The following is a 14364-nucleotide window of genomic DNA, read 5'->3' as shown; positions in this document are numbered from 1 at the left end:
CCATCCTTTTATTATAGCAGACGTGGAGATGCGGTTCTAATGACGGATTATTTCTTCAATCGTTTAATGATTTCGTTTGTGACCTCTTGTGTTTGATAAGCCCCGCCGATGTCTGCCGTTAAAAAGCCGTCTGCTGTGACAAATTCAATCGTATCGAGAAGATGTGTGCCTAATTCTTCCTCTCCGAAATGATCAAGCATGAGTTTAGCGGTCCAGATTTGTCCGATAGGGTTTGCGATCCCTTTTCCAGCGATATCTGGTGCTGATCCATGTACTGGCTCAAACATGGATGGATATTTGCCATTTACATTGATATTGGCTGCTGGTGCGACACCAATACTACCCATTATAGCGGCACCAAGATCCGTCAAAATGTCACCAAATAAATTGCTGGCAACAATCACATCGAATTTCTCTGGTCTTGTGACAAAGAAGGCTGAGAGCGCATCAATGTGCTGAGAATCTGCCGCCACATTAGGGTAGTCCTTTGAGACGTCTTGAAACACTTCATCCCAAAATGGCATGGTATGCACGATGCCGTTTGACTTTGTTGCACTTGTTACATGGTTTCGTCTCTTTTCTGCTAATTGAAAAGCAAAACGCATCGCACGTTCTGTCCCTTTTCTAGAGAAGACGGCATTTTGAATCGCAAGCTGATCCTCCCCTTGATAAATCCGACCCCCAATTTCACTATATTCGCCTTCTCCATTTTCTCTTACAACTAGTAGATCGAAATCTTTTGGCTGAGCAAGCGGAGAACGGATGCCCTTTAGCTGTTTTGCCGGTCTTACGTTAATCACCTGTTCAAATTCCCGTCTAATTTTAATGAGCAGTCCCCAAAGCGAGATATGATCAGGCACTAAGTTGGCATCACCGACAGCCCCTAAGAAAATACTGTCAAAGGCTTTCAGTTGTTCCAATCCATCCTTTGGCATCATCTCGCCATGCTCTAAATAATATTCACAGCTCCACGGAAAATCCTGAAAAGAAAAAGTCAGACCGCCATGCACCTCTGATATCGCTTTCAAAACACGTACTGCTTCTGGTACAACTTCTTTTCCTACCCCATCACCAGGTATCGTCGCAATCGAAAAGTGTTTCATTGTATTCTCCCCCTTATGAATGGTCGACCGTCGACCGATTAAGTTGAGTTTACTAAAGAGTTCATGTTCTTTCAATAAACAAAAAGACGCTTTTTGATCAAAGCGCCTTTTTGTTCTGCAACTGTAATGGGACTGGCTGTTTTTTTCTACCTGCTCCTTTTTTATCTGAAAGAAGCAATCCTCCCAAAGTCAGAGCTGTTCCGAGCAGTGACATGAAGGTCAATCTCTCATGGAGAACGATCATTGAAATGACCATCGTGATGATTGGAACGCCATAAATGTAGATACTCGATTTCACCACACCGATCGTCTTCACGGAAAAGCTCCATGTCAGAAAACAAATAGCAGATGCAAAGACGCCTAAAAACAGCAAGTGGAAGGCAAACGATGGATTCGTCAACCGCTCCCAGTCTAAACGAATCTTAAAATGCCAGATCAGTGGAATCATCCATAACAGCCCGTAAAAGAAGACACGTCTTGTCACCTGAATAATATGGTAGCCATATTGATTGATCATTTTCGATAAAATGGAATAAAATGCCCAGACAATGGTAGCCATAAATGCTAAAGCATCGCCGAGTGGATTCAATTGGAATGTCGTCATCCCGTTCAAGCTAATCAGCACAATTCCCGTCATCGCAATGAAAAAACCGATAAAAAACCGGCTATGTAGCGGCTCATCTTTTAATAAAAAATAAGACAATAGAAAAGAGAAAAATGGGACAACGGAGCTGATAACACCTGCATTCGAAGCGAACGTATAGGTAAGTGCAACATTTTCTAAAAAATAGTATAAGACCACACCGCATAACCCTGCGAGCGCAAACATCCCTTCATGCTTTCTATGCTGCACCTTCATGGTGACTGGATAAATGATCATCAGGGCAAGGTACCCAAGGAAAAAACGAAAAAATAAAATCTCTGTTGGAGAAAAAGCCGTTAATAATATTTTGGTTGATATAAAGGTAGATCCCCATAAAAAAATGGTGAGCATGGCTGCTAGATGACCAAGAAGCTGTTTATTTTTCATTTTGCTGTTACCTGCTTTGCAAAAATTTGCTGATACTGCCCTGGCGTAAGCCCAATAAATTCCGAAAAGAAATGAGTCAAATGACTTTGATCAGAAAATCCAGCGGCAGCAGCTACATCTATTGGCTTCATTCCTTGGGCGAGAAGTTCCTTCGCATAGTTCACCCTGATTGTCTGTAAATAACGATACGGCGTAATTCCTCTGAACTTTGTAAAAGCACGCAGCAATGAATATTTGTTCATGGACACAAGCTCACCTAAGTCATCTAACGATATATTTTCCGTGAGATGTGTTTCAATATATTGCTGTACGTCTTGGACTTTTTGTTCATTGGCATTGGCTGCTGATGCTTTTTCCTCTGGTGTATCAGAATAGGTTTCGATCAACTGCTTCATCAAAAAGTAAAAGGCTTCCTGTTTATTCAAAGCAGGAGCTTCTTCTGTGATCATTTGATGAAGATCATATAATTGCTTTGCTAGTTCACTTTGTGAAACCACAGGGGCTTTAAAATGCGGCTTGTGCTGAAAGACCTTCTCCAGCACCTCTGGTTCAATATTTAAGCTGCGATAATCTAGCGGCATGTGATCAAATTGTTCACATGCGTGGTTATCGTACGGATTGAAAAGAAGGATATCTCCTTTTTCAATGATGTATTCTTGATTTTGGCAGAACATACGTCTTTGACCGCCTTCAATAAATCCAATCACATAGTATGGATGAAAATGTTTTGGGAACTTTTTGATGATGGCATGAAAGCGATACGCCTCTATTTGCAAGTCCTGGTCAAAATGGACTGTTCGTTCCTCTAGTATTCTCATGTCGATCCCCTCTTTTCACTGAGCTGATCATTAGTGTAGCACACCCTTTTTCTCTTGGATTGTACGATATTGACTTTTCGATGCAGGCTTGCCTAGAGGGAAGAACTTGGATAACATGAGACAAAAGATGATGTACAAAAGAGGGAATGATGGGATGAATTCATTCGAGATGGAAAGACCAGCACCGTATCACATGCAATTTTATGAACAGCTGAAGCAAATGATTTTTGATGGCCAGTTTCAGCCAGGAGAGCGCATCAATGAAACACAGCTTGCCAAACAATTTGGCGTAAGCCGATCACCGGTCAGAGAGGCGATGAGGCTGTTAGAAAAAGACGAGCTTTTAATCGCGGATCATCGATCAGGCTATTCCGTCTATACGTTAACAGAGCGGGATGTCGAGGAACTCTATCAAGTCCGAATGGCTTTAGAAACGCTTGCCGTTAAGCTTGCCTGCAAAGAAGCCACAGATAGAGAAATAGATGACATTGGACAGGTGCTCACGAAGGCAGACGAAGCGATCAAACAGCAGCTGCCATCTCAGGATATCGTTCAGTTACACGAAGCGTTTCATCAAACAATCATTCAAGCCAGTCACAATCACCGTTTATCTAAACAATTAAATCACGTGAATGCGCTCATTCATTATTGCCGCATCTTTCATTTTAGCGGCGGGCCTCGGGCCGAGACGATTCAAAAAGAGCATACGGCCATTTTCACTCAAATAAAAGAACGCCGGGCTGCTGAAGCCGTTCAGGCGATGACAGACCACCTCATACATGATGTGGCGCATTTAAAGCAAGTACTCTCTGAAACAACCGAAAAGTAACGCGTGTCATTTCCCATTTTTTAAGCATTCGTTGAACATATTTTGAATTTTTCGTAGATTATCGCATGTTCAGGCGATCTTTCGTTTATATTAGAAGATGAGAAACTAGCTTTTATACAGGAGGATTTGTATATGCATACAAGTATCAGCCGTCTGAGACAGGCGGGTTTTATTGAGGGTATGTCTCTTTTAACCCTTCTTTTAATTGCCATGCCTCTAAAATATTTTGCGGATATTCCGATGGCGGTCACCATTGTGGGCTCTCTTCATGGCGCATTGTTTGTGATCTATATGCTCATTTTGGCATATGTGACATTTAAAGTTCGCTGGCATTTGAAATGGTCCATCGCCGGATTCTTTGCGGCATTCATTCCTTTCGGCAACTTCGCCTATGACAAGGTGCTTCGCCAGTATGATACAAAAGCTTAATCAAAAGGGCTAAAACGAATGTCGTTTTAGCCCTTTGTCTTTATGTTGAAGCGTTCTGATAATGGAACGCTTTTTTATATCGATGCATATTTCACAATGGCTGCTTGACGTGTCATATCGTTAAACGCTATCCATAATTCATCATCAGGCAATACGCTAGTAATTGGATCGATTGGCTGCTTGATCTCATACTGCACACCATTTCTTTCGACTTGAATGATCGCTAACGGAAGGTTGCCGATGACCCCGACAAACGACACTTCGGTCACTTTTGCACTTCCTTGTTTCTCTTGCATGAGTCCCATTTCTCTATTCAACTCTTCTTTTTTTGTCTGCATCGTGATTTGAGTTCCTGGCGCGACCTCCATATGATCAGGGATGAATTGGCTGACCGTTTTTGTGATGGATTGATCTCCGCTAGAAACCGTCACATCCAGCATAATAGACTTCTGATCATGAATTGTGACTGGATATTGCTTCACCCGTTGGATCGTTCCTGTTAATGTCACGTCTTTACCCGAACGATTCCGCACTTCATGCCCATAGGCTGCCATTTTCAACTGACCGCTGATGTCAACGAGATCGGCTTTTTCTCCTGTTCTAAACTCAAAACCAGCGGCTTGAATCATCGGAATGGTATACCTTTTCTGATCTGCTTCAAATGTAAGTGATAAGACGGTGCCTCGTCCTACGGTTCCATATGATTCTATGTTTCTTAAAATAGCGCCTTTGATGAACTTTGGCTCGCTTGGCTGCGAGAAGTCACCTTCTTTTAAGAGCATCGCTTTTTTCTTTTTCGGATTGTAGAGAATGGCGATACGCTGACCCGGTTGCGGTATCTGAGTATAGGATACAACCGTTTTAACCGCCTTCTCGATATTTCTCCCATCATATTGAAATTGAAGCTGCATGTTGACCAGCGGCTGTTCGTTGATGTAGGTACCCGTTTCTTTGACTGATACAATATCGGCTTCTAATGTGACACTGTCTTTTATCTTGTTCTTTCTCACCAGTCTCAAAATCGGTGGCAGGAAGATCGCTAGCACAAATAACAGCAGTGGGATAAAGAGCCATATCGCCCAGTTGAGAATGAGTGGTCCGCCCTTCATGACATATTGCATAAAGGTGTCAACAGACGTTTGGTGGGCTGGACTGGCATTTTCGATTGAGATGACCTTTTGCAAAGGAAATTCCTTTAGCTGTTTGCTTTTCGTCTCAAATGCCCCCGTTAATTGGTTGCCAAGTGAATAATAGAGCCAATTGCTCTTCACATTTTTATGAAAAGAGAGATCTTCTTTTTGTAAAGATTCATATGACAACGACTGAGACAGCTTGCTGGCAGACGTCGCCTTATTCGTGCGATGATTATAAATATAACCAGTCAGCTTGCCTTTTGCTTCGTCCTTTGCTGTAGAGCCTAAAAGAAGAATTTCTTCTTCATTCAGCTGGTAGATAAAAGTTTGGTACATCGGTTTTGGTGTTGGGACGACTTCCCCAAGCCTTCCCTCTGCATCCACTTTCCTTGGTCTTTTTGGATAGTTGGATTCGACAGCGACAGCCACGTTTTGTGATGATCCGATCGTTTTTTGCAGCTGCTGCACGACTTTATCTTCGATGAGGCTGAACGGTTCTGCACTTTTGGAGACATAGACCCCAAGCTGATGTTTCTCATTTGAGATTCCGCTGACATACGCCTTTTGGTCATTTTTCAAAGTCAATTCAAACATAGGGAATGGGGTCTGCCCTCTAAAAGAATTCATGACGACATCGATGGAAACAGGTCTTGCTGGCAGCTTCAGCTCGTTGAGATTGTGGACATGAAACTGACCATTCTTTAGCTCACCGAGGACCGCAGCAGCGCCTTCCATTTCTCCTGTAAACACAAGACGTCCATTCCATTGATATGTATTCGTTTTTAAAAATGAGGGAATCTGTAAGTTTTGCTTGACGAGTTCTTTCTTTGCTCCGCTTGGAGACAGTTTTTCGATCAACAACTGCTCGTCTTTATTTTTTAAAGCAACTAAGAGATGGTTCCCTTGAATGGATGGCAGCATTTCATTAAACGAATCGCTTGCTGTGGTCCATTCACTGATTCTTTTTCCTGATTGAGGATCATACATTGCAAAATGGAGCTGCTGGTTTTTTGATACAGCACTCACCACTCGTTTTCCTTCATCGAATGTAAACATTCGTTTGATGTCATACTCTGTTACTTTCCCTGCGGACAAATCATCTTGGTAATGGTTCCACACCAAGACACTAAGAATGATCGCTGGAATAAAGAAGACTATATACCTGAGGAAAATCACTGGTATTCTTTTCACTTGATCGCTTCCTTTCATGGAGTTCCTTTTTCTTATACGTCAGTGCAGCGAGAATGTTTCATGCTAGAAGAATACCATTCCAACTTTCTAAATCCATATTTTACATATTTGATTGTTTACGATAAAATCCAATCAGATTCAAAAAAAAGGATGTTATCTCAATGGATAAGCTATCATCGATCATTCTAGCGGCTTGGCTGCGTGTTCCCCGTTGGTTCAAGCAAGGGGTGCTCGTATCTATTACCATTTTCTTTTTTTATATGTGCTTTGTAAAGGGGCTGACTGGCTGGTACACCTTGCCGCCTGTCACTTTGCTCGCATGCGCCATTTGTTCCTTTCTCATCTGGATGGTGTGGCTAAACAGTCAAAAAAACAAGTAAAAAGGAGAATTTCATGAAAGAATCCATCTTTTATTTTGCTATCTCTTTTGTTCTTCAATGGGTTTGGTTTGGGGTTGTGCATCCAGATAGAGGCGTGACACTGCTGGACATGTTGATCTTCTCTATTTTGTTTACGGTGATGTTCTTTTTTATTGGCCGGATTTGGAGGTATCAGAAGAAAGGGCGAAGTGAGTGATGATGAAGCATTTCCTCTTTCTGTCGATGAGTGTTCGTTGTTCTATTGTTAGCGGCGAATCTTTTTGAAGGGGATGTCATGCGGATGGTGTCCGCTTTTTTTCTTCCTTTTTCCTATTTTATTGTTTAAAACGTAAAAAGGCTGCCAAATAGATGGCAGCCCGTTTCTTACTCTTTTCATGCAAATAAATAATCAATGTTTAATCTCCGTCACGGAGTGTATGAATTAAGATTCGATCATATCAGTGTGTCATATGTGTTCCGAGTGAACCTACGTTTGAAAGTAAACGCCATGGAAGTTCTGGATAACAAGACAACGAAAGCCCTACCTCTCATTCGTCCTTACGGCTCCGAAGCCGTGCCAGTGTGAATTGTAAATCAAAACGTCTTTTTTCCATTCTTCCGCTTTTATAGGGGGGCGGTTGCAGAAGGAAAAGAATAAGTTTGTTCGCTTTGACAGCGTCTCGTTCTTATCAAGTAGAAGCTCTATTGCTTCTCATTATGTCATAGAAAAAAGAAAGTTTACTTTCTTTATTTATTTGCTATTTCAACACTTAATATAAAACTATAACACGTTCCCCCAACTTACGCAAGTGTTAAAGTGATAATTCTGCTGGTGTCCGGTTTCCTTCGTTCATATAACGAATGGAGGTTGGGTCAATCTTAAGGATTACTAGGTTTGGATCATCTTTTCCTTTAAACCATTTCTCCATCTCATCAGACCAAAGGCGGTCGATCAGTTCTGGATCATCAGTTAATGTGGCTTTACCTGCAATTTCTGCATATGTGTCCCCAAATCCTTCACCTGAATAACCAATGAGAATATGAACATTCGGATTTTTTTCAATCTCATCAGCTTTATGTGTTTCTTTGCTTGTTGGTGTATATAATGTCAGCCCTTCATGAAAAAAAGTCATATAGCGGGTATGCGGCTTATCTTGTTCAACAGTCGCCAATGTTCCAACTTTTTGTTCGTCTAATAAGTTCATTACCTTTTGCTTTAACTCTTCTTGTGACATGTATCTTCACTCCTTCAAAATGTCATCCGTACTCTTAGGTTTCCACGACAATCCATTCATTAAACAAAGAAATGTGTTTTTCATAAAAAGACATCTTCTAGCTGATGCTATAAAAAACGGACACATTGAAAGGGGAAGTTGAACATGCATCATGAAACGATGTTCCATTTGAGTTCACTTGTTATTGCAGCGGTTGTTGTGGGCATTATCATATGGTCTGTCTCATCTGTACAGAAGAATCGGAAGAAATACTAAATACACCGCCCAATCAAAGCTGGGCGGCGTGTTTATTGATCATGTATTCATAAAGGAACCGCCGTTGACGTGAAGTGTCTGTCCCGTCATATAAGACGATTCGTCCGAAGCAAGCAGTACATAGCAGCCTACATGCTCCACAGGCTGTCCTGGTCTTCCCATTGGCGTCTCGGCCCCGAAGCTTTCGACACTGTCTTCATCAAATGTAGATGGAATGAGCGGCGTCCAAATTGGGCCGGGCGCTACACCGTTTACCCGAATACCATCTTTCACAAGCGACTGTGCCATAGAACGAGTAAAGCCGTTGATGGCCCCTTTTGTCGCCGTATAATCAATGAGCACTTTGTTGCCTCGATACGGGTTAATAGATGTTGTATTAATAATGGAACTTCCCGGTTTTAAGTAATCGAGTGCCTTCTTCGTAAAATAAAAATAAGAATAGAAATTGGTTCTAAAGGTTTGGTGAAGCTGTTCACTAGAAATATCTTGAATACGTTCTTTCGGATGCTGTTCGGCCGCATTATTGACTAATATGTCCAGCTTCCCAAAGGCTTCAACTGTCTTTTCTACCGCTTTCTCGCAAAAGGCTTCGTCCCCGACATCCCCTGCAATCGTTAAACATTTAACGCCTTCCTGTTCTACACGTTTTTGCGTATCCTCTGCATCCTCATGTTCATTTAAGTATACGATCGCGACATGAGCTCCTTCTTTGGCATACGCGACAGAAACGGCACGTCCAATTCCGCTGTCTCCACCTGTAATCAGCGCTACTTTTCCTTTTAGCTTACCAGACCCTTTATACGATTCATCCTCATAGATCGGCGCAGGATTCATTTCTCTTTCACTGCCCGGCTGCTGATCCTGCGTTTGGCGCGGAATGCCATTTGTTAAGTATTCACGTAAATCCATGTGTAAGCTCCTCCTTGATTTGTTGATGTATCCTTTCATTACCACTTCATTTTTTTACTCAAACATCCCTATGCGTCATCAATGCGTTTTGAAAACTGACAGGTTTCAGGGTGGGAAAAATCGGTTACATAAACATGAAAAAGGAGCGTTCTCACATGCTATCAACCATTTCTAAAACCTTTAGCAGACCAAAAGGCTGGCTCGGAAGCATCGCAGGTTTTATTATGGCAAATGAAAACAAGGCACTGAATCAATGGGCGATCCAGCATTTAGATTTATCAGATGGTGAAAACATTTTGGAAATAGGCTACGGCCCCGGCTATAGCATCAAACATATGCTCAAGCATTATGACGATCTTCACATTGATGGACTAGATGCTTCTTCAACTATGAAGGAACAGGCGCATTCGCGTATAAAGAAACGATCCAAAGAGAAGCAGGTCCGGCTGTATGTCGGGAAAATTGAAAAAACGCGCCTCCCGGCAGATCAGTATGACAAAGTACTTTCTGTTAACAATTATACGATTTGGGATGACCCAAAGGCTGGCGCACTCAACCTTTATCACACCTTGAAACCTGGCGGAAAACTCGTCATTGTGATGCAGCCAAGAGAAAAAGGAGCGGACGCCAATCGAACAAAAGAAATGGGCGAAAGCATCCTCAATGACTTAGAATTTGCTGGATTTGATCAGTTTTCTGTTGAATATGAGGAGATTCGTCCCACCCTCGCTGTCTGTGTCACAGCAAAAAAGCCGAGAAGCGAATAAGCTCTCGGCTTTTTCTTACCATTTTGCCTCTTTGACAAATTGATAAAAAAGTTGATGTAATTTCTGTTCAATCTCTTCCTTTGTTCCTTGTCCATAAAGTGCCATGCTTTCTTCGCTTTCAATGATGGATGAACTGATCAGGCTAAACATTTCAGACCCTTCTTTGCCAAGCTCTAGCGGGGCCAGCATGAGGAGCATTCTGGACATGAGCTGCTGCCCGCCATCCATGCTTTTGATCTCGTATGCCTCATCAAGATCATAGATATGAAAGACCGGTTTCTTAATGAGATCATGCTTTAAGTGAAAAAGAGCAAACTCGGTTCCTGGAATGCCTAAACCACCTTGCTGCTCACGCTCAAGTAAACCGGCTGTCACTTCGTCTGCACGTTCTAAATAGCCTTGACTTTCAACCTGACGCATCAGCTCTCTCATTGTTGACTCATGCTGCTCCGTCGTCTTCTTATTTTCTATTGTAAAATGGGACAAGATGCTGCGAATCACTGACATATAATTCGTGATTTGCTCTGCCATTCCTATCATATCAACCGTTTCCTCCACCGATTCTTTTGCAGATTCCTGCGCTCTTTTTTTCTCAATCAGATAAGGAATTTTTCGTTTAATATGAGACTTGACCCGCACCGCGTCATCCTCGTTTAAGAGCGGGCTGACCATAATGTAATCAATATGCTCATAGGGGATCGGAACGGTTGATACGATCATGTCATAGCTCGCAGCGTCGATTTCCTTTAACTCCATTAAGGAAGATAGATCGAATTTGGCGATCTCAGGCAATTCTTTTTTCAATCGTGATGCGAGCATTTTGGACGAACCGATGCCGCTTGAGCAAACGACCAATGCATGAATCTTTGTTTCTTCTTTTTTAATTTCAAGCACCGAACCAAAATGAAGCACGATAAAGGCAATTTCATCCTCTGGAAATTCGATCTCAGGAAAGAAGCGCTCCACACCTTCTTCAATCGCCATGAACAGCAAGAAGTAGTCTTTTTTTATTTGTTGTGTGAGCGGATTGTAAATCCGCATCTTTTCTTTTAATCGGTTCATAGCTGGTTCAAGATGAGACACGAGTCCCTCATACAATGAATCGTTTTCATTTAAATGATAGCCTGTTTTATGAGAAATAAAGTCAATGAGTTTCTTCGTTCTCAGCGCGATATCTAACTCAATCTCATCAATGCGGTATTCTGCCGTAAAGCTTCGATTTGCACTGCGCAAATGGATGGTCATGTATCCAACCTCAGCTTCAGGAATCTCTACATTAAACATGCGTTCTAATGCTCGTGCGATTCTGAGTGAAGATTCAAATTCCTTCGTCCGCTTTAATTCAAGCAATTCTTCCTCTTCCATCCGAATGGTTTCACCGATTTGAATGCGTTCAATGGCATAGGTTAAGTGAACGACAAGTGCAATATAGGCACTATCTGACAACGAGAGAGAGAGTCTGTTTTTCAAATGAAAGAGCAGCCTTTCTACCTTGAGCAGCTGTCCTCGACTGACTACCCCAAACACCTTTTCAGTCGCTTTCGTTCGATGTTTAATATTCATCTCAATCGTTTCGAGAAATAATTGAATGTCGAGACGGTCGACGATCAGGTTCCCGACAATTTTCCGCTTGGCTTCCTCCGGTCCTTTTAATTCAATGCCGTACCCGCGCTTGCGGATGAGCAGTAAACCGTAAGGAGCGATCCAGTCCGTCAGTTCATCTAAGTCGTAGCTGATGGTCGCATTTGTAACCTGCAAGTCGGCTGCAAGTGTATATAATTTCACCGGTTCCTTTGCTTCGAGCAGGGCACACAGGATTAAGAGCTTCCGTTCATCAGAACTATATTCAATTTGATCTTCATTTGAAATATGAGACAGAAGCCGCTGTTTGTCTTCCTGTTCACCGACCGCCTTCAAGCCCTTCCCCGGCTGTTTATCAAGTGATAGGTTGTAATTCTTTAAAATAGGTTTAATGGATTTAAGTTCTCTATGAATGGTTCTTGTACTTACCTGAACAGAATCGGCGATCTCACGAATGGTGACATAACGATTTTGCTGAATCATATATTTGATCACTTTCTGTTCTCGTGCCGTTATGTACATGAAATGCCTCCTTCTGCTTAAATAGGTCTATTGTCACACTTTAATATAAAACGCTTTCACTAATTGATGCAACCTGAAGTTGATCTAAATTTGGCACACAGGCTGTGACAAAATGAAAGACTCACACGTTTCTCCAAAATGATGGTCCATAATCCTTTTGATGAAATTGAATCGTTTGTTCATGAAATGGCAGTGTGCCCCCGACCTTTAATGAATAGGTAGGATTATAGATGGGAGAGCCAAAGCAATACTCCATCGTCCCTTCCTCCGGCCGAAACATGACGGTTCGCATCGTCCCAAACAGCTCTTCATAATTGTGCACAGTCAGACCAGCAGGGTATTCTGCCTGAAATAGTTCCGTAAGAGACTCGCTTGACGGCTGTTCTTCTAAAGCTTGAATTAACATGTCGTACCTGACAACAGAATGATGTTTCGTCAACCCTTTTGCCGTGTGATCAGCAAGCGGATGGTTCGTAGCCGCAATAAATCCACGCTCCGGCCTTCTCACCTTTTTTTGCCCATCAATCATTTCAATCACAGCCGCCTCTCCCTGCCGGTCGGCAAGCATTAGGTGAACATTTGACGCGACGGGCATTTCCTGTACAAAACGTACGGCATCCTCCACCATTTTACAGGACTCTAGCACAGCACGAATGACATGATATACTTGCAAGCCAGCAACAGCCGGCGGCTTTAAGCCTGGTTCGTTGCCAATAGGCGGACCGCATGCAGAAAATGTGACCGATAGACCATGCTCATTCATCCCATCAGATCTGCCAAATAAGATTAATGATGAGCCTGTATGGACTGCTGAGCCCTTCACATGTGTAGATACAAGACGCATATCATCAAACAGCGGAGAAAAATCATAGTTGCGTAGCATCACCGTTTGTTGATTGGCAGCCTCATTTCCCTGCATCACACAATGGGAACAGCCTGGCTGAAGATGCGAAGAATAGAAAAAGGTCAAATTGCTTTCATCCATTTGCATTTCATCACAAAATCCCGTGAGTTCTTCCTCTAACTGAGGAAGAAACGGTCGAATTAGCTGCTTTGTTTCCTTCACAGCCTCTTTTGATAACGGTTCTGATTGAATGTATTGTTTCTTAAGCAAAGGGCGCTCCTTCAGCCAAATAGCCTGCTGCTTTCCTACCTCATAAGCTGTTCCTTTCAATTCATGAAAATACGCACTCATCTCCTGCATGCATCCACCTCTTTTGTCTTGTTTCTTTTATCATATCGAAACAGCCCTTCATTTAAAAGAATGAAAAAACTGCAATCCCGAGGGATCACAGTTGCTTAGCGGATTGTTGAAACAGCGCTTCTGCCATTGCTTCATATCCTTTGTGGTTTGGATGAAATTGATCAATCGATAAGTATGCGCTTTGATGTCCTTCAAATACACCGTAAATATCCACCACTTCTACATGTGGATTCGCAGCAAGCTGGCGAAGGTGATGGTTGTATTGCTTCAGCCATCTCTCGGCGATCGGAATCTCAGGAAAAGGATTATATAAATTCAATAAATATACGCAGTATGGATGATGCTGCCCTCTTTTTATCAGAGCGATTTCTTGAACCATTTTGCTAAAATTCGCCTGACAATGCATAGACGCTTGCAGCAGTGTCTTTTCATCTTCCCCTTTTTCATACTGCAGAACAGCTTGAACAAGATCATTCCCGCAGCCTGTGATGGTGATGATGTCAGCATGAGCAATCGCCCGTCTTACATCAGACCGCTGAAAAAGCTGCAAGATCTCTTCCGTTGTTAACCCTGATTTCGCAAATACGGACAGTTTCACCGGTATATGCAGCTTCTTTTCAAGCTTCGCCGCATATCGCTCCGTAAAACCGCCGCCAAATAAACGTGCCCCCACCCCAACCGTTAAGGAATCTCCAATCGCAACATAGGATCGTCCCACTCTTATCCCTCACTCTCTCCTGCCTTCTCTTATATATACGAAAAAGAAGAACAAATGCTTGTAGCAGATGGCTTAAAGGCATCCACCTTTTTTTCAAAAACGCAGGATGGGCGCATTTACAAACACTTTACTTGCGATATCGATCCATTTTTTGTTCAATGGGAGTAGGGTTTTTTTGCTTAAATCGCAGCTTTGAAGCGTTTCAGAAAAATTTACAAACTTTTTATCTTGATTTCAAGACTTTATACCTTGACTTCAAACTATATAGTGATTACAATGAA

Annotated in this window: 14 protein-coding genes; 5 read left to right on the top strand and 9 right to left on the bottom strand. The window is 42.3% G+C overall.

The genetic code is table 11. The features are described 5' to 3' along the window. Positions 1-47: 47 nt before the first annotated feature. From ABG082_RS02340 to ABG082_RS02330, 3 genes are all read right to left on the bottom strand, one after another. Complete coding sequence (locus ABG082_RS02340) at positions 48-1103, bottom strand: tartrate dehydrogenase (protein WP_348936487.1); 1056 nt, start codon at positions 1101-1103, stop codon at positions 48-50. A gap of 97 nt (positions 1104-1200) precedes the next feature. Then, positions 1201-2133 (bottom strand): DMT family transporter, encoded by a 933-nt coding sequence (locus ABG082_RS02335; RefSeq protein ID WP_286108751.1) that lies wholly within the window; start codon positions 2131-2133, stop codon positions 1201-1203. Continuing rightward, on the bottom strand, positions 2130-2951 hold the full coding sequence (locus ABG082_RS02330) for an AraC family transcriptional regulator (protein ID WP_046342692.1): 822 nt from the start codon (positions 2949-2951) through the stop codon (positions 2130-2132). The genes ABG082_RS02335 and ABG082_RS02330 overlap by 4 nt, the downstream gene beginning before the upstream one ends. Before the next feature lie 154 nt (positions 2952-3105). Here ABG082_RS02330 and ABG082_RS02325 point away from each other — a divergent pair, with 154 nt between their 5' ends. Continuing rightward, a complete protein-coding gene (locus tag ABG082_RS02325) occupies positions 3106-3780 on the top strand; it encodes a GntR family transcriptional regulator (protein ID WP_348936486.1) in 675 nt (224 codons plus the stop codon). Between the two features lie 132 nt (positions 3781-3912). Continuing rightward, positions 3913-4209 (top strand): DUF3817 domain-containing protein, encoded by a 297-nt coding sequence (locus tag ABG082_RS02320; protein ID WP_008347156.1) that lies wholly within the window; start codon positions 3913-3915, stop codon positions 4207-4209. A gap of 74 nt (positions 4210-4283) precedes the next feature. Here the strand turns inward: ABG082_RS02320 and ABG082_RS02315 are convergent, their stop codons facing one another. Further along, positions 4284-6533 (bottom strand): hypothetical protein, encoded by a 2250-nt coding sequence (locus ABG082_RS02315; protein ID WP_348936485.1) that lies wholly within the window; start codon positions 6531-6533, stop codon positions 4284-4286. A 161-nt stretch (positions 6534-6694) separates the two neighbouring features. Here ABG082_RS02315 and ABG082_RS02310 point away from each other — a divergent pair, with 161 nt between their 5' ends. Together ABG082_RS02310 and ABG082_RS02305 are read left to right on the top strand one after the other, a co-directional pair. Further along, positions 6695-6913, top strand: a complete 219-nt coding sequence (locus ABG082_RS02310) for a hypothetical protein (RefSeq protein ID WP_144610469.1) — start codon at positions 6695-6697, stop codon at positions 6911-6913. A 13-nt stretch (positions 6914-6926) separates the two neighbouring features. Continuing rightward, positions 6927-7109, top strand: coding sequence for a hypothetical protein (locus ABG082_RS02305; protein WP_008347162.1), 183 nt, complete (start codon positions 6927-6929; stop codon positions 7107-7109). Positions 7110-7704: 595 nt separating this feature from the next. Here ABG082_RS02305 and ABG082_RS02300 read toward each other — a convergent pair. Next, on the bottom strand, positions 7705-8127 hold the full coding sequence (locus ABG082_RS02300) for a pyridoxamine 5'-phosphate oxidase family protein (protein ID WP_008347166.1): 423 nt from the start codon (positions 8125-8127) through the stop codon (positions 7705-7707). Positions 8128-8421: 294 nt separating this feature from the next. Beyond that, positions 8422-9291, bottom strand: a complete 870-nt coding sequence (locus tag ABG082_RS02295) for an SDR family oxidoreductase (RefSeq protein ID WP_035390424.1) — start codon at positions 9289-9291, stop codon at positions 8422-8424. Between the two features lie 155 nt (positions 9292-9446). On the opposite strand from ABG082_RS02295, the gene ABG082_RS02290 reads away from it, so the two are divergent. Continuing rightward, positions 9447-10058 carry a class I SAM-dependent methyltransferase gene (locus ABG082_RS02290; protein WP_017358489.1) on the top strand — a complete coding sequence of 204 codons (612 nt, stop codon included), beginning with the start codon at positions 9447-9449 and terminating at the stop codon, positions 10056-10058. Positions 10059-10073: 15 nt separating this feature from the next. On the opposite strand, the gene ABG082_RS02285 is transcribed toward ABG082_RS02290, so the two are convergent. The 3 genes from ABG082_RS02285 to ABG082_RS02275 all read right to left on the bottom strand — a co-directional run bounded on the left by ABG082_RS02285 (position 10074) and on the right by ABG082_RS02275 (position 14083). Next, a complete protein-coding gene (locus ABG082_RS02285; RefSeq protein WP_099496322.1) occupies positions 10074-12161 on the bottom strand; it encodes a BglG family transcription antiterminator in 2088 nt (695 codons plus the stop codon). A gap of 121 nt (positions 12162-12282) precedes the next feature. Next, complete coding sequence (locus ABG082_RS02280; protein ID WP_348936484.1) at positions 12283-13365, bottom strand: C45 family peptidase; 1083 nt, start codon at positions 13363-13365, stop codon at positions 12283-12285. Positions 13366-13450: 85 nt separating this feature from the next. Next, the gene (locus ABG082_RS02275) at positions 13451-14083 is read right to left on the bottom strand and encodes a GDSL-type esterase/lipase family protein (protein WP_017358492.1); all 633 of its coding nucleotides are present in this window, start codon (positions 14081-14083) and stop codon (positions 13451-13453) included. Between the last annotated feature and the right edge of the window lie 281 nt (positions 14084-14364).

Source organism: Bacillus sp. BS1807G30 (genome assembly GCF_040047675.1).
Taxonomy (GTDB): domain Bacteria; phylum Bacillota; class Bacilli; order Bacillales; family Bacillaceae; genus Bacillus; species Bacillus altitudinis.
The sequence above is the reverse complement of the archived record's forward strand: the minus strand, read 5'-3'. Positions and strand labels throughout refer to the sequence as shown.